The sequence below is a fragment of the Leptolyngbya sp. AS-A5 genome (genome assembly GCF_039962495.1).
Taxonomy (GTDB): Bacteria; Cyanobacteriota; Cyanobacteriia; order Leptolyngbyales; family Leptolyngbyaceae; genus Leptolyngbya.
In genome coordinates, this window is sequence record NZ_JAMPLL010000011.1 from 128,188 (window position 1) to 151,617 (window position 23,430).

Sequence of the window (23,430 nt, forward strand, 5' to 3'; positions counted from 1 at the left end):
GATGCGACGAATTGACGCGATCGGGATTACGTTTGGTGTGTTTTTAGCGGGCGGACTTGCGTTTCTGGCACTTCAGGGCGCAGGTCTCGACAGCGTTAGCGCAGGAATTTGGAGTCAGTTGCTGTTAGTCGGCGGCTTGATTGGATGGTTGGCGAGTTACCTGTTTCGGGTGCTGTCAAAGAACATGACGTACAACCAGCAGCTTAAGGATTACGAGGAAGCCGTCCTCCGCAAGCGCTTGGAAGAATTAACTCCTGAAGAATTAGAGAAAATTCAGGCAGAGATTGAAGCGGAACGGAAAAAGCAAGGTTCTTAGAATTTCGTGCCCAAATTTGCAGTAATCTACTGAAGTTGTGCGTTTTAGAGAATCGAGATGGCTTCAGTGTCGGAATGTTTTGAGCGGCTACGGAATCAGGGTCGGTGTGCGTTGATTCCTTTTTTAACTGCCGGAGATCCGGATTTAGAGACGACCGCTCAGGCGTTGCATATTCTCGATCGCAATGGAGCCGATTTAATCGAATTGGGCGTTCCTTATTCTGATCCGTTGGCGGATGGCCCGGTGATCCAAGCAGCAGCGACACGATCGCTCTCAAATGGAACTCGACTCGATGATGTTTTGCAACTGGTCAAGCAGGTTGCTCCGAATTTGCGATCGCCGATCATTCTTTTTACGTACTACAATCCAATTCTGAATCGCGGCATTGAATCTTTTTTAAAGGAGATTTCCGAAGCGGGCGCGAAAGGTTTAGTGGTTCCAGACTTACCCTTAGAAGAAGCAGAAACCCTGTTACGTCCAGCTAAAGAACATGGGATCGAATTAATTCTGTTGGTTGCACCGACGAGTCCACTAGAGCGCATTGCAGCGATCGCGCAACAGTCGCAAGGATTTATCTATTTGGTGAGTACAACGGGCGTAACCGGAATGCGATCGCAAATGGAATCGCGGGTGAAAGATTTGATCGCAGAGTTGCGGCAGGTGACAGATAAAGCGATCGGCGTTGGCTTTGGAATTTCGCAACCGGAACAAGCGCGGCAAGTGATGAACTGGGGCGCAGATGCAGCGATCGTCGGAAGTGCATTTGTAAAGCGATTGTCTGAGGGAACGCCTGCTGAGGGATTGAAAGCGATCGAGGAGTTTTGTCAGACGTTGAGAAGTGCGATTTCTAGCGATTGAATCCATGAAAGGATGAAAATTACTCAGCGATCAAGGAGATTTTAGAGAATTTGTGGCTTGTCTATCATTTGAGAACTGATAACGGCTGAATTAAGCGGCAGACCTAACGCTTTGCTCATCACCGAGATATCACAATTCTGTCCGCTCCAATGATTTGTTATGCCCCGATCTCTTATCTATTCTTAACCTTGGCGGTGTAACGCATCATGAAAGGAATCGCCGATAACTTCTCGGAACTCATCCATGAAGAGAATAATTTTTGCTTACCAACCTCAAACCGAAGCAGATAACCCTAACGGATTCATTGGTTTTGGTATAACGGTTTGCTCGCCGTTTTTTCGCCGATTAGCAGTCCTAAATCTGCCCGCCTACGCCTTTAAACTTCTCAACAAATGCCGCAATTTTTTGGAAAACGCTCTGCTTCTTGGTTTTGTATTCTGGATTAAGCGGACTCATTTTAGGCAGTGTGGAATTTAACTCAGTCCCATTCTCGCTAGCGAACTCGCGTTTCAGGGAGGCACTGATATAGCGCTTGGCTGCTTCCTCATTCAAGCCTTCTGAACGAATCAACTCATCTGCTTCGCGGGCTTGCTCGGCTTGGGCAAATTTAAAGAACGCATCAATGATGCTGGCTTTATCTGCCATTTCATCGAGATTGGTTTGATTAATGAAATCCACAATCAGGCTTTCTTTGGCTCGATTGCCTAAGCTGGCTCGAATCAGGCGACGCACTTCTTCAATCAATTCACCCTTACTTTTATTCTTTTTATTCTGCTCAAAAATTAGCTCAAGAATGTAATCCAGATTGATCTCTTGGGATTTCAGCAAATCCACTTCAAACACCACATCATCCCAATCGATCGCGGATTGTTCTTTTTTCACTGCCCGCTTTTTCCCGGCGCAACCAGTCGCGGATATCGTTGTAGGTGGAGCGGTAATCTTGAATGGTGCGCTCGGCAGGAACCTTGATGGCTTGCAGTGCCGTCAGGTCTTCATCACTTAAATAGTGTTCCGCTTTAAATGCTTCAACCGCCGCCGGGTCATTTATATCGACCTGTTGCAAGGCTTTCAAGCTGGCAAATTCATCGTAGTTTTGTAGTACATTTTCAACGCGCAAGTATTCGCCAAATAGCTTGGCAAAGTCTTTTTTGTCTTTCTCTAAAACAATCTCGTCGGGGTTGGGAAAACGCTGCTCTAATTCCGTCACCACCTCCACAAAGCCACGCCGCGCTTCACCAGTCACCACGTCGGTAAAGCCGCCCATATATTCCCTGTAGCTTTTTTCCAGCACCACGTTTTTGGTGTTTTTATCGCCAAACAGGGTAATGGCATCGATGGTGGCTTGTTCTAAATCGCGGAAGGTGACGATATTGCCAAAGTTTTTGGTGGCATCATAAATGCGGTTGGTGCGTGAATAGGCTTGCAGCAAACCGTGATAGCGCAGGTTTTTGTCCACAAACAGGGTATTGAGTGTAGGCGCATCAAACCCCGTCAAGAACATACCCACCACGATCAGCAGGTCAATTTCTTTGGCTTTGACTTGCTTGGCTAGATCGCGGTAGTAGTTTTGAAAACCGTTGCTATCTACGCTGAAGTTGGTTTTAAACAGGGCGTTATAGTCGCTAATAGCAGCACTTAAAAATTCTTTGGCGCTGCTGTTCACGGCTGATACATCAAAGCCTTCATCCAAAATTTCGCCCACGGTTGCTTGTTCTTCATTAGCGGCAAAGGAGAAAATAGTGGCGATTTTCAGGGGTTTATCGCGACCTGTTTGTAGTTGCTTAAACGTTTCGTAATACAACTTGGCAGCGTCCACACTGCTCACGGCAAACAGAGCATTAAAGCCTTTGCCGCCTGCTTGCAAGCGGTGGGTTTTTTGGCGGAAGTTATTCAAGATGTATTGGGAAATCTCGCGAATGCGATGAGGGTGTAACAGGGCTTGTTTGTTTTCGGCGGCGTTTAGCTTTTGCTCGTCTTGCTCAGTTTCAATGGCTTTGAACTGTGGGCGCACATCGTTGTAGTCCACCTTGAACTTCAGCACTTTTTCATCACGGATCGCGTCGGTGATCACATAGGAATGTAGCTCACGACCAAATACACTGGCGATGGTGTCTGCGCCCAGGGCGTTTTGCGGAAAAATGGGCGTGCCAGTGAAGCCAAACTGATAAAACCGCTTAAATTTTTTCTGTAAGTTCTTCTGTGCCTCACCAAACTGGCTGCGGTGGCATTCATCAAAAATAAATACGACCTGCTTAGTGTAGATGGCTAGGTCGCTTTCGGTTTTCATCAGGTTATTGAGTTTCTGGATGGTGGTGACGATGATTTTGTTGTCGTCTTTATCCAGATTACGCTTCAGCCCCGCAGTGCTGTCGGAGCCATTGACGCTATCGGGAGAAAAGCGTTGATATTCTTTCATGGTTTGGTAATCAAGGTCTTTGCGATCGACCACAAAAAACACCTTATCGATAAACTCTAGCTCCGTCGCTAGCCGCGCCGCTTTAAAGCTGGTTAAGGTTTTGCCTGAGCCAGTGGTGTGCCAGATATAGCCGCCGCCCTCAAGACGGCTCCAGTGTTTGGCTTGGTAGGCGCTGTTGATTTTCCATAAAATGCGCTCGGTGGCGGCAATCTGGTAGGGGCGCATCACCAGTAAGGTGTCATTCACATCAAACACGGAATACTGCAACAGCACACTGAGCAGGGTATTTTTCTGAAAAAAGGTGGCGGTAAAGTCTTTCAGGTCTTTAATCAGGGTGTTGTCGGCTTTCGCCCAGTTCATGGTGAAGTCAAAGCTATTTTTATTGCGCTGGGTGGTGTTGGCAAAGTAGCGGGTATTGGTGCCGTTGGAAATAACAAATAGTTGCAAATACTTATACAGCGAATGTTCGGCATTAAAGCTTTCTTTGCTGTAGCGATGCACTTGGTTAAAGGCTTCACGAATCGCTACGCCGCGTTTTTTTAGCTCAATTTGCACTAGGGGTAAGCCGTTGACCAAGATGGTCACATCGTAGCGGTTGGCTTGCGTTCCCTTTTGTTCAAATTGCTTGATCACTTGGACTTTGTTGCGGGCAAGGTTCTTTTTATCGAGGAGGTAGATGTTTTGAATGCGATCATCATCAAATACAAAATCATGGATGTAATCGTCATGGATTTTGCGGGTTTTATCGGTAATGCTGTCGCTAGGTTTATCTAAAAAGGTTTCTACGAAGCGCCGCCATTCGCCTTCGGTAAACTGCACCTGATTGAGCGTTTGCAACTGCTCGCGCACGTTGGTAACATGGCTTGCGGGTTGGTTAATTTGGGCAGGTATTGATAGCCTTGCTGAATTAAATCCTGAATCAATTCGCGCTCTAAATCGCTTTCGCTTTGGTAGCTTTCACTTTGCGGTGCTTTGATGTATTGATCCAGCACGATAAAGTTATTGGATTCGGCGATCGCGTTGTAGTCGGTCATGCTTTACCTCTAAATTCTGTTTCTTTAGCTTTGAGTCTGCTGAAAGCGATACTTGGTGTTGATTTCATTCACCAGAAAACGCAAAACACGCTTGTCATCTTCGGTGAGTACGGCCACTTCTTCGCCCGCGTGCTTAGAGTGACTGGAGATATTAATAATCCGAGTCTCATACGGATTGGTTTGGCCATCATCGTTTTGTGGCAGGAGATCGCTCCATTTCTTATAGCCAAGAAACGTTGAGGTTTTTTCCAGAATGTTTCTTAAAAAATTGAAGTGATACTTGCTCAACTGATCACTCTCAATAGCCTTTTCAATCTCTGATTTCAGATAAAGATGATATGAGAATGGCGAGTCATTGGGCTGGGCAACTAACTGATATGTGCCGTCATCTAGCTTGATCATCCGATACTTATCAAAGCATTTCCTTCTGTAATTACCGTCATCACTATTGAGTTCGTTGTGCAAAACGTTATAAAAAAGCGGATTGTGGGTGGTGATGATGAATTTGACATTTGATTCATTTGATTTGACCAATTGGGCTAAGTCTACAGCCAACTGAATTAAATGGTTCTCATCTAGTGAACTTACCGGATCGTCGATAAATATATATTCCAACTGGTCAAAATCATTGGTTTCACGATCAGTCGGCTCTGGAACATTGAGAATTTCAATCACCTGTTCGATCAGCGTATAAAACATACTCCAGATAAAACTGCTTTCCTCGCCTTTGGAGATTTTCAGATTTCCTGAGTGTTCATTATCGCCGCGCTCCAACGAAAAGCTAACTTCACTAAAGTCTTCACTAAAATGCGGCGTTAACTTCTCATTGGCGTAATGCTGAAAGTTTGTGATGATGTTTCGGTCTTGCCCTTGATCTCTTAGCACCCAATTGGTAAATAAATTGGGCTGGATTTTTAGCTTGGGATCGGCATCCTGTTCCAAGTCGTTGTCCCAATAGAACAAATCTTCGGTAAAGGCGTTGTAATACAGAATTTTTCTGTCCGCCAACTCAGACCGATCGGCTTCGTTATCGCCCTCATCTTCATCGGCTCTCGGCACAATCAGTTGCTTGAATTCTCTGGAAAGGCGCGTTTTACCTGTGCCATTAAAGGCATAGATCAACTTTATTGGCGGTTCTCAGATCCTGGGCGATTTCGGTTAGTGTTTTGCCCATGTTACGCCTCTACTTCTTCAGGCTTGGGAAAGGTGAGCAGTAAATCGCGGTAATATTCGTATTGCTTTTGGCGCAAGGCGATTTCACGGGGCAAGCCTTCGCGGATGGAGTTGGTGAGGGTGTCGAATTTGTCGAGGATGGCGACGATGCGGGCTTGTTCGGCAACCGATTTTTGAGGATCATTTGGGTATGGGATTGGTATTCGGATTTTTTCAATTCCACTGATCAATAATCGCTTAACTTTTCCACTAGATACATATTTCGCCTTCTCAGTGATAAAGGTAGTTGTTTGCATCACATAGGACACAAGTTTTGGATTAATTGAATGACAAAAAGCCCAACCATCATCGTGAATAGCTACTTTTTCACTTCCTATCCATGCAACAGCCTTACCAACATCTTCAACAGTTTCACCTACACCTGCTATTACAACATCGCCGGGCATTGCATAGCGTAATGATGCAGCCATTTCAGGGCGAACCTGCGATAGCGTATGAGAGGCTGAAACTCCATAGTGTGTGTAAATTTCGCCGTAGTGAATAGCTGGTATGCCGTCATCCACGTAATCCGCTTTGGTGAAACGTTTCCCACGAGTAAACTTGCCAATTTCCCCCAATGGCTTCCACTCCACTTCACCTTTTTCAAAACTCAACAACCGATCGCGGTAGTAGTTGTATTGCTTTTGGCGATCGGTCAGCTCGGCGGTCAGCTCGGCGGTCAGCTCGGCGGTCAGCGCTGTAAAAGTATCCAAAATCCGCACGATTTCGGCTTGAATAGCAAGAGAGCGATCGGGGTTGTCTGGGCATGGGATGGGGATTTGGATTTTTTTAAAGCGCTCCTTGGATATATTGAAGCGAGTTACACCACTTGCAGTCTTTGAAATTTGAGAGCGCATGAAATGACTGCGAAACAAGTATTTTGAGAACTCAGGAGCTAGCGGGGTGTCCGCATTAAATCGAACACCAAATGAAAAGCTATTCAAATACACAGAACCTTCAAGTTTTGTCGTGACAGACGAGGACATTCCTGCCTCATCAGCAGTTTCAGATGATCCTGTAAACAAAACATCGCCATATTTAACCTCGTGCTGATTTTCCGAATCAGACACCTTGACAGATTCGAGAGCATTAAAGTTAACATCTATGTTGAAAAATATATTTCCGTATGTAATGTATTTTGCATTGCCGCCATCAAAATCAGATTTTATTTTTCCAGTAAGACCGCCATAGATTTCGGCTACTTCCCCCAGCGTCTTCCACTCCACCGTCGCCCCGTCCAACAGTTTTTCCAGAAAGTTCATGTTTCTATCTCCGCCACGATCGCATCAATCTCAGCACGCAGGCGATCAATATTGGCAACGGTAGTTTTTAATTCAGTATTAAGCGCCGTGATGTCCGTGATTTCGCGAGTGTCCTTGGCTTCCACATAACTGCTAACCGACAGATTGTAATCCTTAGCCGCAATCTCTTCAAAAGGCACCGATCGGGCAAAGTGAGCAACGTTTTCCTTACTATCAAACACCCCCATAATTTCGGCAATATGGTCATCAGTCAGGGTGTTAGTGTTCGTTTCCTTTTTAAACAGTCCACTCGCATCAATAAACTGAGTCGCAGAGCCGGACTTGTGTTTAGATAGCACCAAAATCGTCACCGCGATCGTAGTCCCAAAAAACAGATTGGGCGCGAGGGCAATCACCGTTTCCACATAGTTGTTATCTACCAGATACTTTCTGATTTTGGCTTCGGCACCGCCACGGTAAAAAATACCGGGAAAACACACGATCGCCGCCCGCCCCTTGCTCGATAAATAGCTCAAGCAATGCAACACAAACGCAAAATCAGCCTTAGATTTGGGCGCAAGAACGCCAGCAGGCGCAAAGCGATCGTCATTAATCAGCGTCGGGTCATCACTACCAATCCACTTCACCGAATAGGGCGGATTAGAGACGATCGCATCAAAGGGCTTTTCATCCGCAAAATGCGGGTCAGTCAGCGTATTGCCCAACTGCATATTGAACTTGTCGTAGTTGATGTTATGCAAAAACATATTCATCCGCGCCAAGTTATAGGTCGTGTGGTTAATCTCCTGCCCGTAAAAACCGTCTTCGATGAGGTGAGCGTCAAAGTGCTTTTTGGCTTGCAAGAGCAGCGAACCCGAACCACAGGCGGGGTCATAAATTTTATTGACGCTGGTTTGCTGGTGCATGGCAAGCTGGGCAATCAGCCGAGAGACATGCTGCGGCGTAAAAAACTCGCCCCCCGATTTACCCGCATTGGCGGCATAGTTGGAGATCAAAAACTCATAGGCATCGCCAAACAGGTCGATATGGCTGGCATCAAAACCACCAAAATCCAGCCCTGCCACGCCTTTTAGTACCGCAGACAAGCGCAGGTTTTTATCTCTAACCGTGTTGCCGAGGCGGTTGCTGGTGGTGTCAAAATCGGCAAACAGCCCCTTGATATCCATCTCGGAAGGGTAGCCATTGGCAGAGCTTTCGATCGCCGCAAAAATCGCTGCCAGGTCAGTATTCAGGCTTTCGTTCGTGTTGGCATTAGCGGCGATCGTGGCAAACAACTGGCTGGGGTAAATAAAGTAGCCTTTAGTTTTAATGGCATCGTCTTTGATGTCGTCGGTAATCACACTATCGGGCAGCTCGGCGTAGTGGATGCTGTCATCATCAGCCTCGATGTAGCTGGCAAAGTTTTCACTGATAAAACGGTAAAACAGCGTACCGAGAACGTATTGCTTAAAATCCCAGCCATCGACTGAACCGCGAACATCATTGGCGATTTGCCAGATTTGGCGTTGCAGGGCGGCGCGTTGTTGGGTACTCGTCATTATGGAAATTCTGTTGTAAGTGCTTATGTATAACGGCTGAATTGAGCAGCAAGTGAACGGCTTGCCATCTGCGACAGCAATCGCCGCTAACTCATCACAAATTATACCCACTCCAATGATTTACTATATTCGATCGCTTAGCTATTTCTTGTGTGGCGCGAACGGCTTGCCGTCTGCGACAGCAATCGCCGCTCACCGAAGCCAACAATCTTTGCCTGCCTAATCTCGGCTAGGAACAAGCAACTTAAACGGACTTCTCGGTTTCGGCATAACTATTTATTAGAACGAAAGAGTCAGCCTAATTACCCAAATCTAGGCATTAGACCGAAAATGGTCGGTATAATGCTCTCTAGAGCGATTTAGACTGCCCGAAGTCGGCATAACACCCCAAATTAGCGAATTAGATCGACGCTCTCCGCCTAATGCTCCGATCGAAAATACTAGGAACGACTTCGAGCGCCTACAATTCTAGAGAGTATGCAGGATTTCGATTAAGCGATCGCCTCAACAAGCGAGATCGGTGTGAAAACTTGAATTTCTGCCTGGGCAAAATCCTGAGTATCACGAGTCACGATGCCATCAAGCTGATTTCTGACTACGGTTGCACACTGAATTGCATCCTCGAAATCTGCAAATCCAAGCGTAAACGCAAGTGAGATTACTGCGCGATCGACGGTTGCAATCTGAAAAGCTTGAGCGATGTTTTCAAGAAAATCTAACGCCATCGATCGACCTTTCTGTTTACGAATGACATAGTACAAGTCGCTGAATGTTGAGGCGGACACAAATGCTTCAAACGCTCCGCTCTCAGCCAGTGCAAAAACTTCTTGAGCTTGCGAAAAAAGAGCGATCGTTCCAAAGCGACATCCAAAATTACATTCCTATCCAACAAAATTTTCACAAATCGTACTTCTCTTTAAGTGCTTGCCATCTAGCTTCATCAGCATCAAAGTTAGGAGGTGCAGGTTCAGTCTTGGCGAACCATTCGCGTAAAAACTTGATTTTCGTAGGACGGGCACTAGAAGGTTGAGTCGCTTCGGGACTTGCATTGGAAACCCTTTGAAACACGATGACTTCGACATCGCCAGGTGGGAGGTCGATCGTTTCTGTGATCACTAGCTGTCCATTAGCATCAACTTTACCTTTGAGTTTGTAAGTTGCCATGATGTTTGCCGTTTATCGGATTGGTTCAAGTGTACAGAATTTTAGAGGGTGTGAAGAATGTCGATTAGGCGATCGCTAATTCGCTCCGCCGCTCCCGGTTCTCCCATGCGTCGCCGTCCGTTTTCTGCAATCATTTGGATACGATCGGGATTTTCTAGGAGTGATCGTATCGCACGACTCATTTGAGAGGGGTGTGAAACAAGTGTGACCGAAGCGCCTAGCAATCGGGTTTGAGCTTCTGCAAAAGCGGGTGTGAATTGCGGTCCTACGCCTGGAATAATCAACGCAGGTTTGCCCAGCCCGATAAATTGTTCGGTGGCGGTTCCTGCCATTGCGATCGCAATCTCACTTCGCTGAATACATTCTGCAAATCGTCCAGGCATTAACTTTAGTGTTGTCTCTTTCTCACCGTATCCATTCACATAAGTATTTGAATCTGTGTAACGCCAGCGATAACGAATCAATACCTCATGTAATTGATCGAGGTCGATTCCAGGTGCAATCGCGCTTAAAAATTGCACTGATCGCTTTAAGTCGCTCATGTGATCGATCGCTTGCAGCATCAATTCCCAATTAGCAAAACATTCAGGCGGGCGAGAACCAGGAATCAGCGCAACAGTCAAACCATCGAAGGTTTCTGAGCCTGACCATTCCAAGCCGTCCATCATCGGATTACCCAGATCAAAAGCGGGCACATCAAAGCGTTTGAGAATTTGAGCAGTGAACCGATCGCGAGGAAATACCGCTTTACATTGGGGTCGTTTCATCAGCCAGCGATCCCACGGCTGGAAAATACATCCGGTTGATCGCTCTAATCGATCGTCCCACCAGGATTGTCTTGACAACCAGCCTTTCTCATCGCGCAGGTAATACTCTGATTTTGCAGTGGCAACAAAGGCAAACGGCGCACCACTGATCCAAGCAAACAACATTGGAACAATGTCGCCGACTGCCAGAATTAAGCCATCGTCTTTTGCCCAATTCTTAATCGCTTTGATTTGCTCTAGTGTGAGCTTTAGTAATCCACCTTGTATGTCTCGAACCAGTTGCTTATTATCCATGTAGATGAATCCGCCCGATGGCATCGCTTTCACCGAGCCGATTACAGGGATATTTGCATTTATGTATGCGTGACCTTCCCCGACGATCGGTAAAGCTTCGATCTTGCAATCTGATTTTTGCTGCAACGCTTGAAGAATCCGAATTGCGATCGTATCTTCACCGTGACCGTTACTAAGACAAAGCAAACGCATAGTTGTTCGAGGATAAAGAAGCGCGGAATTGGTCTAAATCAGACAGGGCACGATCGCGATATTGTCCATACCGCTCTTGTTTGTTGCGAATCTTCTGCGGCAGTTCCGGTAAGATGCCAAAGTTCGGCGGCATCGGTTGGAAATGCTTTGGAGAGGCAGAACTGATGAAATCGAACAACGCGCCCATCATCGTTGTGACCGGAAGAGACAGGGTTGGTAATCCCAACGCCACACGAGCAGCATTGGTTCCCGCTAACCAACCGCCTGCACAGGCAGCCGTGTAACCTTCAGTTCCGCTGAGTTGTCCGGCGGCAAGAAGGGTCGATCGCGATTTAAATTGCATGGTTGGCAGCAGCAGTTCCGGTGAGTTGATAAACGTATTGCGGTGCATCACACCCATACGGACAAATTCAGCATTTTCTAAACCGGGAATGAGCCGAAAGACGCGCTTTTGTTCACCCCAGCGTAAGTTGGTTTGAAATCCGACCATGTTCCACAATTGCCCGGATTTATCTTCCTGGCGCAACTGGACAACTGCATAAGGGCGATGCTCTTTGTTGTCGCGGAAGTTGCCTTTTCGGGCATCAAACAGTCCCACAGGTTTAAGCGGGCCGTAACGCATCGTATCTTCGCCCCGTCGCGCCATTTCCTCGATCGGTAAGCACGCTTCAAAAAATTTCGCCGTTTCGCGCTCAAAATCTTTTAATTCCGCCTGTTCTGCCTTGCACAGCTCTTGCCAGAAGTGGAGATACTGCGCTTTGTCCATTGGGCAATTGAGGTAAGCGGCTTCGCCACGATCGTACCGAGAAGCCAAAAATGCGGTTTCAAAATCGATCGACTCACCCACCACGATCGGGCTTGCTGCATCGAAGAAACTCATATACTCCATTCCGGTTAAGCGCTGCAAATCCTGGGAGAGCGCTTCACTGGTTAAAGGCCCTGTCGTCAGCACCACAACGCCCGATCGCGGAATTTCGACCACTTCTTCACGCCTTAACTCAATTAGAGGATGATTCGCCAGGGTTTCGGTTAATTCTTGGCTGAACACACCCCGATCGACCGCCAATGCCCCACCCGCCGGAACTTGATGCTGATCTGCGGTTTGAATCACGATCGACCTCAAACGCCGCAATTCTTCGTGCAGCAGTCCCGAAGCGCGATCGGTTGCCTGCGCTCCAAATGAGTTACTGCACACCAATTCCGCCAGATGCTCGGAGTGATGAGCAGGGCTTTGACGAATCGGGCGCATTTCATGTAGCACGACGGGGACACCCGCTTGAGCAATCTGCCAAGCCGCTTCGGTGCCTGCTAATCCGCCGCCAATGACATGAATTGGAGAAAGTTCGGTCATAGTCAACACTTTCGATCGAGTCCTTATCTAGGATAAACGGTTCTATGATCAATCTAGGAAAGTCAGTGCTGGTTTGAACTTATGCGATCGTCTCCTTCTCGCTCTCCGCTCCGTCGTAATCTGCTGTTTGAGCGATCGATGGCATTTTTAGCAGTGGCAAATTTAGGACTGGTGGCGTTTGATTGGTCGTATATCCCGTGGCGAGATTTCTGGCTTCGTAATTTTCCCGGTGTGACACGGGGGTACGATCGCGTCAAAGGAATTGAGCCACATCGCGACACCGAAGCGTATTTAGATACTGTTAACGCGTTGCAGCAGGAACTTCAGCAAACTGGATTAGAAAATCCGGCAGTGCAAGCAAGATTACAGGAATTGCGATCGCGCAGTTCCGAGATGGTTGATACCAATCCCTTTGCAGTCGCAAATAAAAGCGGAACGCTAGAGAAAATCAAAAATCGAATGCGAGAGCATATCTTTCAGGAGCGTCGGCGTGAATCTTCAAAACAGGCATTCGCAACCTTTTGGAGCACAGAAAACTTAACCCAGCGCGGAATCAATAACGAACTGCAATTTTTCAATCGTGAGATCCGTCCGTTGATTGCTTCAAACTATTACCGCAGCATTGGTGAAAACGGTGAATTTGTCGATTGGTTCTGGGCGATCGATGCTCCATTTATCGCCATCTTTGCGCTAGAGTTTATCGCTCGGACTTTCTATCTTAGTCGGCGTTATCGAAGTTTAAGCTGGCTCGATGCGGCACTTTGGCGATGGTATGACATCTTTCTGCTATTGCCCTTTTTCCAGTGGCTGCGAGTGATTCCGATCACAGTTCGACTGGATCACGCAAAACTGATCGATCTCAGCCACATTCGCGCTCAAGCGAGTCAAGGCTTTGTCGCAAATATCTCAGAGGATATGGCAGAAGCGGTGGTAACTCAGGTGATCGATCGGTTTCAATCGACGATCGAGCGGGGCGAGTTTTCCCGTTGGATTGCTCAGTCGATGAATCGCCCTTACATTGATCTCAATCAGCGCGACGAAATTCAGGAATTAACAACACATTTTGTTCAGACGACTGTTTACAAAGTTCTACCCAAGATAAAGCCTGAACTAGATGCAGTGTTGCGGCATACGATCGATCAAGTTTTGAGTCAGTCGCCTGCTTATCAAGGCTTGAAAACGATGCCGCTGGTTGGAGATTTGCCGCGCCAAATCAATGAGCGATTAGTTTCTGAAGTGACAAGCGGTATGTATGAGGCGATCGTCACGGCACTTGAAGATAAAAAGGGTGCAGAATTAATCAGCAAACTGGTGAAAAGCTTTGGTCAGAATTTGACGACCGAATTGCAGCAACAGAGATCGCTACAAGAGCTTCAATCATTGGTCATTGATCTGTTAGAGGAAGTGAAAGTTAATTATGTGCGACAACTGAGTGAGGATGATGTAGAAAGTATCTTAGAAGAAACTAGTCGAATTCGCAGACTCAAAAGTTAGATCATTGAAATTTAGAGTAAGGGAATCTGTATGACAATTTCGACTTGGAAATGGACAGTTGATCGCTATCACCAAGCAGTAGAAGCAGGTGTGTTTGATGATGTGCAGGTTGAACTATTGAAGGGAGAGCTGGTAGAAATGTCCCCTGAAGGAATTCCTCATGCTGGATTAAGCAGCGATGCAGGCGATTATTTACGCGATCGTCTAGGCAGTCGCGCCAAAGTTCGAGAGGGACACCCGATTACCCTGCCAAACAACTCAGAACCCGAACCCGACTTAGCGATCGTTGAACCGCTCGGAGAGGTCTACATCACTGGGCATCACCCCTACCCGGAGAACATCTTCTGGATCATCGAGTATTCCAATACAAGTTTGCAAAAGGACTTAGAGATCAAGTCCAAAGTCTATGCAGAAGCAGGAATTCGCGAGTATTGGGTGATTAACCTAAAAACTAGGGAGTTGAACATCTTTCGGGATGCAGTAAATGGGGAGTATCAGCATCAAGTTGTATTGACCGATGGCAGGGTTAATCCTCTAGCTTTTCCAGAGGTCGAGGTTGAAGTAGCGAGACTATTGAGACGATAAAAACTCAGAAAACCAGTGAAGATTTAAGTCCCAATTCAGAACGATTATTCCTATTTTTATGCGATCGCGCCCCCCTTCTGTCACCCCAGAACTTCAGCAAAAACTGATTCAGATTCACGATCGTTTATGCCAAGAATACGGCTGTCCAATTCCGTATTTTCATAATCTCGATCCGCTGAGCGAATTAGTTTCAGCGTTGTTATCTCATCGGACTAAAAATGCGGATTCTGCGCGGGCATTCAAACAATTAAAAGCAAAGTTCTCCGCTTGGGAGGCAGTCCGCGACGCGCCAGAAAAAGAAATTGAAACCGCGATCGCACCTTGCACTTGGGCAGATCAAAAAGCACTGCGGCTCAAACAAATTTTGCAGCAAATCACTGTCCAGCGCGGCGAATTGTCGATCGAGTTTCTTGCCGATCTCAGCGTCGAAGAAGCTCGAAACTGGCTGGAATCTTTTCCCGGCATCGGGCGTAAAACCAGCGCGGCAGTTCTCGCCTTCAGCAATCTCCGGCGACGCGCCTTACCTGTGGATAGTCATCATCACCGCGTAGCAATTCGACTCGGTTTAATTCCCGAAACGGTCGCGGTTGCCCCAGCTCACGACTTGCTAGAAGCACAATTGCCCGCAGGTTGGACAGCCCAACAGGTGTACGATAACCACGAAGTTCTCATGCTACATGGACAGCGCTGTTGTTTTTACCGCAATCCCCAGTGCGATCGCTGTGTAGTTCTTTCGCTCTGTCCCTACGGTCAATCCCGTTTAGGGTAATGCTCCCGGCTTATTGCCTTTCCGCAAAGACACGAACACATCATGGCGAGAGGTGCGATCGCTTGTAATCGCAGTAGTGACCCCGATCGATTGCATCGCCTCTAATGCGGCTCGATTTGCTGCGGGAATCTGAAGCAGTGGGAAGTTCTGAAGCTTCAGCACCCGATCCATATCGACGAAGAAGTGACCATTGCGGGGATTCAGTTCAGATTGTGTGCTTTTGCGGAATAGCTCATTTTCTGCCAGTGTGGTCGCTGGCTTTGGTAAAAACGAACTTGCCACAGGCGCACCGAGCGAGAGAAAAGCGATATTTCCATCAAGCCAACCGCGAGTCACGTTGACGTTAGCAGCAGGCAACGACCAATTCATCACAGACTGTCCTTCAATTTTCGACTCTTCCACTTTGAAAGCGTATTTGTTTGCCATTGCACTATCGAGTTTTTTCAGCGTTTCTTCTGCGGCGCGTCGATCGCTTGCCTGCACCATCAGCACCAAACTTGCCGGAAAGTTACCAGGCGCACCTTGGGGTGCAGGCAGTAAGCCTAACGAATACTCCCCTTGCATCCAGTCGAGCAAGTCTTTCTCTAAATCAAGCCCGACGGTCGATCGCATACCTTGTTTCAGTGCTTCTGGATTCACAAGCTGAATCGGATTTGCAGAAACGCCCTGCGAGTAGTCTTGCCAGAACTGCTTCAAATTACCACCAGATGCCATCATTAGCGTGTCTCCGGGTAATCGCGTTGGTATCGATTTTGCGTTATTACTGGTATCAAACTTGCGTTGGCTAGCTGGTTTTAACCAGGAGATACTTTTGAATTGAATTCCATCATTTGCAAGGGTTGCAGTTGCCGCTAATCCCTGATTTTGTTGCAATTGTGCAAGCGTTTGCGGTGGTACTGCTCGACCTGAGGTGGTAGCAGATATATTTGCAGCAGCAGGAATGTTCACGTATAATCGCGCCATTGCATCATCCGATTTAATCTGCGTGAGCGCATCTCCATATCCGGGCGTTTGTGTTAGTGATGCGCCACCTTTCACCGTATCGATCGCCCGATCGATCGCAGTTGGATTGTTGGCAACGAGAATTTGAGTGGTATCTAGAACAGCGATCGAAGCACTTTGTCCCGCTGTATCTTGGGATTCGCGAATCTTTACGCCTTTGTAATCTCGCTCTTTCCAGGTTCCGCCCTTGGTTGCTGGAGATTGCTCCAACACTTCCTTGGCTTTCAGCGCATCGGCGATCGGTAACACCATCACGGTAGGTTGCTGCGTCGGCGGCGTTGCGCTTTGTCCGGGCGGGGGAACACTCACCCCCGCTTGAGGCGGCAGAAATGCCATTGTCACTTCTTTACCAATCCAGGGTTGAATATCGCGCTCATACTCTAAACCCCGACTTCTAAGGAAGCGATCGCGAAACTGCGCCAAACTTTGATCGAATCCGGCTTGCGATCGCGGTGTCCCAAATTCTCGAAGCTGCTGCCACTTGCCCGGATCAGTCGAAACTGACACCACCATCAAAGCATCTTGCGGAATGGCATTTGCTCCGACTGGCATGACGCTAAGCTGCTGTTGACGGGTCAAAGAGAAGTAAGCGATCGTACCCCCGGCAACGAGAGCAGTCGCCGCACCGAGAGTCACAGGTAATGGAAGTTTTTGCTTTGGAGGGCGGGGTTTAGTGGGGGCGTTCATGAGAAGCAACAGGGTGAGTGGAGTGTCGTAGACACTTTAGCAAAGTCTTTGAAATCTGTGACGAATTTGCGATCGACTTTCCCGCAGCGCTGAGAATTAGCGGGGCAGACTTAAACAACAGAACGATAGAGCGCGATCGGTCGATACAGCGTATCTCTCTGTTGATAAGGTCGATCGAGAGACGCGATCGCGCTTTGCAAAGTTTCTACTTCCATGCAAGTTCCGCCGATCGCGCCCGCCATTGTGGTGATGTGTTCTTCCATCAAGGTTCCGCCAATGTCATTACAGCCCCAGTTCAAGGCTTCCACCGCTCCAGAGAGTCCTAATTTCACCCAACTCGGTTGATGATTCGGAATCCAATTGCCCAGGTAAATTCGAGCCACAGCCGTTAACAATAACGCATCAGATAACACAGGCTGATCGCGCCCAACGCGACGACGCAGAGGTTTCGGAGCTTCCTGCCCGACAAATGGGAGCAAAATGAATTCTGTGATTCCGGTGTAACCCGATCGTTGCGCCGATTGTTGGAGCAATCGTAGCTTTTCTAGATGCTGAATCTGCTGTTCTGGTGTTTCAATATGTCCAGATAGCATTGTGCTGGTCGTTGGAACACCCTGTTCGTGTGTTGTCCGAACAATCTCAATCCAGGTTTCAGCATCAATCTTTTCAGGACATAGAACCTTGCGAACCTGATCATCTAACACTTCCGCGGCCGTCCCGGGCATTGAATCCACCCCTGCATCTCTCAATGCTGCAATTACTTCCGCAAAGGTTAAATGATCCTCTCGCGCAATAAACTGAACTTCCTGCGGTGAAAACGCATGAAGATGTAGCTGCGGAAACTCGGATTTAATTGTATTGACTAGGTTTTGATAGTACCGTAGTGAACTATCGTTAATCTTTGCAGTCGGGTTTAATCCACCCTGCATACAAATCTCAGTCGCACCGCGTCTTACCGCATCTGTCGCTTTCTCTAAAATCTGCGACCAATCTAACCAGTAAGCCCCTTCATCACCCTCATCTCTGCGAAACGCACAAAAACTACAGTGTTGCTCACAGATATTGGTGTAGTTGATGTTGCGATTGATCACATAAGTTACGGTGTCGCCCGATTGTTGATGCCGTAATCGATCGCTCACCTGCCGAATCTGCTCAATCTCTTCGGACTTTGCTTGCAGTAGCCTCACCCCTTCTGCGGGAGATAAATCAATTCCTGAAAGTGCTTTCTCTAAAATTGCGTCAATCATTCTTGCCGTCCTTCATCCAGTGCGCCTAGCAAGCGTAAAACGCGATCGGCATCATCCAAATTTCCCACAATTCGACGTACCGGACGCGGATACACTTTTATTAGTGTAGGCGTTGCCGAAATCTGATCGGATTCTGCTTGCTCTGGATGCTTAAAAATATCAATCACTTTTAGCGTATATGGGCTATCAAGCGATTGTTCTAGAAGCGCGTGTAAGTTCTGTAAAATTCTTGCTGTTGCAGCACTGTAGCCCGATACGAACAATCGCAACACATAGCCTTGTGGATATGGGGAGACAGGCACATCAGATTGAGGCGGCGGAACTGGCTCATAGCGCATGACTAAATCGTGATTCTCCCAAAGCTGCGGAAATTGAGAACGATAGTTTTCTAGAATCATTGGATCGCAAATTTCTTGCGACGGTGCAATCTGCCAAACTAAATCACCCGCTTCAAACACCCGATTTAACAACGATCGATAGCGAAACACAGGCGGATAGGCTTCTGCGAACACCCGAACCTGCTGCGCTCTCGCATCAAACCAGCGATCGAGCGTTGCTGTATAGCAAGGCACGAGGAAATGCGGCGGTTCAGGAAGTTCTAGCGTATCTTGAATTGCAGAACACAAATTTAAGTGCCATCGCCCCTTCTTGTCAGGATCAATGCAGTAGATTAGATCCCCTCCTGGCGTAAAGAGAGCGATGCCTTTGAAAAATGCGGGAATCGATCGGTAAAACTGAGAAGTCAAGGTTAATCACTCGATCGAAGAGATTGCCCTCAGTCTATCGCTGATCGGAGCAAATCACCATCGGATTAACTGTGCCTGAGTGGTAAAAAATTGTCGCCCAATTCCATGAACAACCAGTAGCGTTACCAACACCGTCGCAAATGCTACCATAAACAGCACAACAATTTGAACTGCTGTTGCCTGAATTGGATCTGCACCCCCCAAAAGCTGACCGCTTAACAGTTCTGGCAGGGTTGCCAATCCCACGATCGACATTGTATTAATCACAGGCAACACTCCCGCCCGAATTGCCTCTTTGCGATAGTGCGCGATCGCTTGTTGCGGAGTCGCCCCTAGACTCAAATGCGTTTCAATTTCTAACGTATGAGAATTTAACGCCGTAAAAAACCGCTCCCCTGAAATCGTTGCGGCATTAATCGCCTGAGAAAGAACGATCGCTCCCAACGGAATCAAAAACCTCGGCTCATACCAGGTTTGTGGCTGCACCACGATCGCTTGAACATACACAACGGTGACAATCGTAGTCATCAAAAACGACCCAATAATCCAAGGTAGAATCGGCAACTTTTGGCTAATCCGATTTCCAGTGACGATCGCGCTGACAATCAGCAATACCGCCAACACAAACACAATTAAAACTGGACTCTGAGGCGGCGCAAAGACAACCGCTAAAACATATCCCACCACTGCTAATTGAATTACTGCCCGTCCCGCCGCCAGAATTAAGCTGCCTTCTAACCCCAACCGTTGCCACGAAGAAAGCGCAAACGCCGCCAAAATTAATCCGATCGCCCAAACTGCCTGAATCGCCAAATTCATTGATTGAATTTCCCTTGCCTGATATCTTTAGATTCAAGATTTGATGAAACCAATCTCAAACCTTCCCGGTCTAAGAATAAGACCAATCATTACAGGTGCGTGGTACAACCGAGTGAATACAATTCCCCCGTTTGATCTGTCCGAGCAATTCAAATCCATTGGCGCAGAGATTAATCAGGCTGTTTTAGAAGTGCTGGCATCCGGTCGATACATTGGCGGAGCCGCGATCGAGAAGTTTGAAACTCAATTTGCCCAATACATTGGTTCTGAAATTGCGATCGCCTGTAACTCTGGCACGGATGCACTATTTCTCGCCTTTCGAGCGCTTGGCATTGGCGCAGGCGATGAAGTGATTACCTCCCCCTTTACCTTTATCGCCACCGCAGAAACGATTAGCGCAGTCGGTGCCACTCCAGTGTTTATCGACATCGATCCGAATACCTTTAACCTCGACCTCGATCAAATCGAATCCGCTATCACCGCAAAAACGAAAGCGATCGTTCCGGTGCATCTGTTCGGTCAGCCGGTTGATATGACGCGATTAATGGCGATCGCCAACGCTCACAACTTGTTTGTAATCGAAGACTGTGCCCAAGCAACCGGGGCGGAATGGGCAGGAAAACGAGTCGGTAGCATCGGTCAAATCGGCTGTTTTAGCTTTTATCCAACCAAAAATCTCGGTGCCTGCGGTGATGGTGGCGCAATCACGACTAATGGTCCAAAGCTTGCAGCGAAATTAAAAATGCTGCGCGACCACGGACGCTATAGCGGCTACTATCACGAAGAATTAGGCGTAAATAGTCGCCTCGATGCGGTTCAAGCGGTAATCTTGCAAATCAAACTCCGCTATCTCGATCGCTGGAACCAACAGCGTCAAGCCATCGCCGACCGCTATCATTCTCTGCTTGCCCCCATTCCTGGAATTACTGCACCTCAGTCGCTTGAGGGGGGCTTAAGCGTTTGGAATCAATACACGATCCGGGTTGAGCACGAGTACTCCGTGCAGCAAAGCTACCGCGACAAGCTCAAGAACGATCTGCAAGCCAAGGGCGTGAACACGATGATTTATTACCCGCTTCCCTTGCACTTGCAGCCTGTTTACAAGTCGCTGGGCTATCAACCAGGGCAACTCCCGGAAAGCGATCGTGCCGCTAATCAAGTCCTGTCGCTGCCTATGTTCCCCGAACTCTCGCACGAACAGCAGAACCAAGTTGTTTACAGTTTGAAAGATTGTTTGAGTTAAAAAGCTTCAGTTCTAGACTGCTTTTATCTGCTGAAAGCCTGATAAAATCACGTTTTCGGTAGATAAAAGCGGCTGGATTTTCATGCTGAAAAGTTGTAGTTTTATATACTAGAATGAGATGAAACATAACGAATAGTAATCATCACAGAGCGGTGAGACGGCGGGATAGTCCCGACACTTCCAGTTACTGAATGACCAGTGACTCAATTAGAAGTGGAAAAACGACGAGGGCATCGCTGCGGATGATTGCGACCATCGATCGACAAAGAGGCAGATAATATCGTGGCTCGTACTCCGCTTTTTCAACTCAAACGTTACGACTCAAACGCGATCGCAAACTATTACCGCTTGCGTCCTTGGCTATTCATCTGGAGAGCGCTTCGAGTGACCGCCCTGTTCATCGGGTTTGTTCTAGGCTTGAAGTTTGACGACTGGCGCAGAGTCGTAGAACGTAACAGATTCAAACGCGCCGCCCAACTCCGCCAAATTCTGACGACACTAGGCCCCACCTTCATCAAAGTTGGGCAAGCGCTTTCGACCCGTCCTGATCTGATTCGCCGCGACTTCTTGGACGAACTGACCAAGCTGCAAGATCAGTTGCCCCCATTCTCGACTGACATCGCTTTTCGCATTATTGAAACCGAGCTTGATGCTGATGTCGATGAAATTTTTGCGGAAATTACGCCAAGCCCGATCGCTGCTGCATCACTCGGTCAGGTTTATCGCGCCAAACTCAAGACAGGTGAAGAAGTCGCAGTCAAAGTTCAACGCCCGAACCTTCTACCAACCCTGACACTCGACCTCTACCTGATGCGCTGGGCTGCGAGTTGGATGGCTCCCTGGCTACCGTTGAACTTAGGACACGATCTCACTCTAATTGTGGATGAGTTCGGCTCCAAGCTGTTTGAAGAAATCGACTATCTCAACGAAGGACGCAACGCCGAGAAATTCGCTACAAATTTTCGCAACGATCCTTCTGTGAAAGTGCCCTCAATCTACTGGCGCTATACGTCTGAGCACGTTCTCGTGTTGGAGTGGATTACAGGCTACAAGCTAACGGATGTTGATAGCATTCGTGCCGTTGGGGGCGATCCAAACGCGATCATTCGCATCGGTGTCACCTCTGGGTTACGTCAGCTTTTAGAGTTCGGCTTCTTCCACGCTGATCCGCACCCTGGAAACCTGTTCGCTCTACCAGCCCCGTCCGGCGGGCAAATGGCGTATATCGACTTCGGCATGATGGATCAGCTTGAAGAAGAAGCAAAAGAAACGCTAGTCGATGCTGTTGTTCACTTAATCAACAAGGATTACGTTGATCTCGCACAAGACTTCGTTAAGCTGGGTTTTCTCGCACCCGGCACCGATATTTACCCGATCGTTCCTGCGATCGAATCGGTTCTGGGCGACATAATGGGTGAAAGCGTCGAAAACTTCAACTTCAAAACGATTACTGATCGCTTCAGTGAGTTGATGTATGAATATCCCTTCCGAGTGCCCGCAAAATTTGCGCTGATCATTCGATCGCTCGTTACTCAGGAAGGCTTAGCTCTCACCCTCAATCCCAACTTTAAAATTGTTGAGATTGCTTATCCTTACGTCGCACGACGATTACTCACGGGTGAATCACCCCGGTTACGTCGTCGCTTGATCGAAGTGCTGTTCAAAGACGGCAAATTCCAGTGGCATCGATTGGAAAATATGATTGCGATCGCTCGATCGGACTCTAATTTTGACATTCTTCCGACGGCTCAACTGGGCTTACAGTACCTCTTTTCCGATGAAGGACAGTTCTTGCGTCGTCAGTTGCTGCTTGCACTGACCGAGGACGATCGTCTCCACACCGAAGAAGTCCAACGCTTATGGCAACTGGTCAAAGATGACATCAAGCCCGCTCGGCTGCTGACTGCCGCATTCGGGGCACTGGCAGAATTATCGCCTGCTGCCGCTCTGATCCCGACCGTCTCTTCTTTGACGGGGGTCAAGTTAGAACGGTAGGATATGGGGACGAAGGACTCCCTTCCTGATGCCCTTACATTTCTATTAATCCACTGTGCAATACTTTTTTCCCCAACCTCCCTACCTTCTGCTCGTTGCTGGACTACTGGCGAGTATTGCCTCCGGCCTGGCATTTGAAGCAGTTTTGAAACAATCGGTCAAAGAATGGTCAGAAAATAGATCGACTCGTAGCTTGGCAAAAATGCGTGGGCTGGCGTTGTTTACTCCATTTCTAGGCATGGCGGGCGGTGCCTTTTTCTTTCTTGCTGCAGGGGTCGAAATCTTTGGGATTCCCACCAAGTTTGCCTATGGAGTGTCATTACCTCTGACCATCGGGACTGCATGGCTCGTTTGGTGGCAGTTAGGCAAGATCCTGACGCAGCTAGAGCAAGGCGGTTCAGCGGCTCTCGACCTCGATTCTTGGGGCTAAACTTTAGAA

The 23,430-nt window shown here is 47.8% G+C and carries 18 protein-coding genes and 2 pseudogenes; 8 read left to right on the forward strand and 12 right to left on the reverse strand.

Annotated elements, in window-relative coordinates; genetic code table 11:
- Position 1: 1 nt before the first annotated feature.
- Positions 2-316 (forward strand): DUF3007 family protein, encoded by a 315-nt coding sequence (locus NC980_RS14725; RefSeq protein WP_190379283.1) that lies wholly within the window; start codon positions 2-4, stop codon positions 314-316.
- Between the two features lie 57 nt (positions 317-373).
- Complete coding sequence (trpA, locus tag NC980_RS14730; RefSeq protein ID WP_190379284.1) at positions 374-1,174, forward strand: tryptophan synthase subunit alpha; 801 nt, start codon at positions 374-376, stop codon at positions 1,172-1,174.
- A 354-nt stretch (positions 1,175-1,528) separates the two neighbouring features.
- Here trpA and NC980_RS14735 read toward each other — a convergent pair.
- From NC980_RS14735 to trmFO, 8 genes and pseudogenes are all read right to left on the reverse strand, one after another.
- A pseudogene (locus NC980_RS14735) lies at positions 1,529-4,624 on the reverse strand (type I restriction endonuclease subunit R).
- Positions 4,625-4,648: 24 nt separating this feature from the next.
- Positions 4,649-5,798: pseudogene (locus NC980_RS14740) on the reverse strand (AAA family ATPase).
- 1 nt (position 5,799) lies between these two features.
- Positions 5,800-7,098 carry a restriction endonuclease subunit S gene (locus NC980_RS14745; protein ID WP_190379285.1) on the reverse strand — a complete coding sequence of 433 codons (1,299 nt, stop codon included), beginning with the start codon at positions 7,096-7,098 and terminating at the stop codon, positions 5,800-5,802.
- The gene (locus tag NC980_RS14750) at positions 7,095-8,636 is read right to left on the reverse strand and encodes a type I restriction-modification system subunit M (RefSeq protein ID WP_190379286.1); all 1,542 of its coding nucleotides are present in this window, start codon (positions 8,634-8,636) and stop codon (positions 7,095-7,097) included. The genes NC980_RS14745 and NC980_RS14750 overlap by 4 nt, the downstream gene beginning before the upstream one ends.
- A 491-nt stretch (positions 8,637-9,127) precedes the next feature.
- Positions 9,128-9,421, reverse strand: a complete 294-nt coding sequence (locus NC980_RS14755; protein WP_347273165.1) for a PIN domain-containing protein — start codon at positions 9,419-9,421, stop codon at positions 9,128-9,130.
- 112 nt (positions 9,422-9,533) lie between these two features.
- Positions 9,534-9,800, reverse strand: a complete 267-nt coding sequence (locus NC980_RS14760) for a hypothetical protein (RefSeq protein WP_190379287.1) — start codon at positions 9,798-9,800, stop codon at positions 9,534-9,536.
- Positions 9,801-9,841: 41 nt separating this feature from the next.
- The gene (locus NC980_RS14765; protein WP_190379288.1) at positions 9,842-11,053 is read right to left on the reverse strand and encodes a lipid-A-disaccharide synthase-related protein; all 1,212 of its coding nucleotides are present in this window, start codon (positions 11,051-11,053) and stop codon (positions 9,842-9,844) included.
- Positions 11,034-12,404, reverse strand: coding sequence for an FADH(2)-oxidizing methylenetetrahydrofolate--tRNA-(uracil(54)-C(5))-methyltransferase TrmFO (gene trmFO / locus NC980_RS14770; protein ID WP_190379289.1), 1,371 nt, complete (start codon positions 12,402-12,404; stop codon positions 11,034-11,036). The genes NC980_RS14765 and trmFO overlap by 20 nt, the downstream gene beginning before the upstream one ends.
- An 81-nt stretch (positions 12,405-12,485) precedes the next feature.
- Between trmFO and NC980_RS14775 the strand changes: the two genes are divergently transcribed.
- Genes NC980_RS14775 through NC980_RS14785 form a run of 3 tightly spaced genes read left to right on the forward strand, consistent with a single transcriptional unit; the run spans position 12,486 to position 15,252 of the window.
- Positions 12,486-13,898 carry a hypothetical protein gene (locus NC980_RS14775; RefSeq protein ID WP_190379290.1) on the forward strand — a complete coding sequence of 471 codons (1,413 nt, stop codon included), beginning with the start codon at positions 12,486-12,488 and terminating at the stop codon, positions 13,896-13,898.
- Between the two features lie 30 nt (positions 13,899-13,928).
- Positions 13,929-14,483, forward strand: coding sequence for a Uma2 family endonuclease (locus NC980_RS14780; protein ID WP_190379291.1), 555 nt, complete (start codon positions 13,929-13,931; stop codon positions 14,481-14,483).
- A gap of 58 nt (positions 14,484-14,541) precedes the next feature.
- Positions 14,542-15,252 carry a Fe-S cluster assembly protein HesB gene (locus tag NC980_RS14785; protein WP_190379292.1) on the forward strand — a complete coding sequence of 237 codons (711 nt, stop codon included), beginning with the start codon at positions 14,542-14,544 and terminating at the stop codon, positions 15,250-15,252.
- Here the strand turns inward: NC980_RS14785 and NC980_RS14790 are convergent.
- From NC980_RS14790 to fetB, 4 genes are all read right to left on the reverse strand, one after another.
- A complete protein-coding gene (locus NC980_RS14790) occupies positions 15,244-16,941 on the reverse strand; it encodes a DUF3352 domain-containing protein (RefSeq protein ID WP_190379293.1) in 1,698 nt (565 codons plus the stop codon). The two genes, NC980_RS14785 and NC980_RS14790, sit on opposite strands and share 9 nt — an antisense overlap.
- A 110-nt stretch (positions 16,942-17,051) precedes the next feature.
- A complete protein-coding gene (gene cofH / locus NC980_RS14795) occupies positions 17,052-18,188 on the reverse strand; it encodes a 7,8-didemethyl-8-hydroxy-5-deazariboflavin synthase subunit CofH (protein WP_190379294.1) in 1,137 nt (378 codons plus the stop codon).
- The gene (locus NC980_RS14800; protein ID WP_190379295.1) at positions 18,185-18,934 is read right to left on the reverse strand and encodes a circadian clock KaiB family protein; all 750 of its coding nucleotides are present in this window, start codon (positions 18,932-18,934) and stop codon (positions 18,185-18,187) included. Before NC980_RS14800 ends, cofH begins: the two co-directional genes overlap by 4 nt.
- Positions 18,935-18,988: 54 nt before the next feature.
- Positions 18,989-19,753, reverse strand: a complete 765-nt coding sequence (gene fetB, locus NC980_RS14805) for an iron export ABC transporter permease subunit FetB (protein ID WP_190379296.1) — start codon at positions 19,751-19,753, stop codon at positions 18,989-18,991.
- Positions 19,754-19,865: 112 nt separating this feature from the next.
- On the opposite strand from fetB, the gene NC980_RS14810 reads away from it, so the two are divergent.
- The 3 genes from NC980_RS14810 to NC980_RS14820 all read left to right on the forward strand — a co-directional run bounded on the left by NC980_RS14810 (position 19,866) and on the right by NC980_RS14820 (position 23,421).
- A complete protein-coding gene (locus NC980_RS14810; RefSeq protein ID WP_347273171.1) occupies positions 19,866-20,996 on the forward strand; it encodes a DegT/DnrJ/EryC1/StrS family aminotransferase in 1,131 nt (376 codons plus the stop codon).
- A 282-nt stretch (positions 20,997-21,278) separates the two neighbouring features.
- Positions 21,279-22,991 carry an AarF/ABC1/UbiB kinase family protein gene (locus NC980_RS14815; protein ID WP_347273173.1) on the forward strand — a complete coding sequence of 571 codons (1,713 nt, stop codon included), beginning with the start codon at positions 21,279-21,281 and terminating at the stop codon, positions 22,989-22,991.
- A 55-nt stretch (positions 22,992-23,046) separates the two neighbouring features.
- Entirely contained in the window at positions 23,047-23,421 is a 375-nt protein-coding gene (locus NC980_RS14820) for a hypothetical protein (protein WP_190379298.1), read from the forward strand.
- The last annotated feature ends 9 nt before the right edge of the window (positions 23,422-23,430 follow it).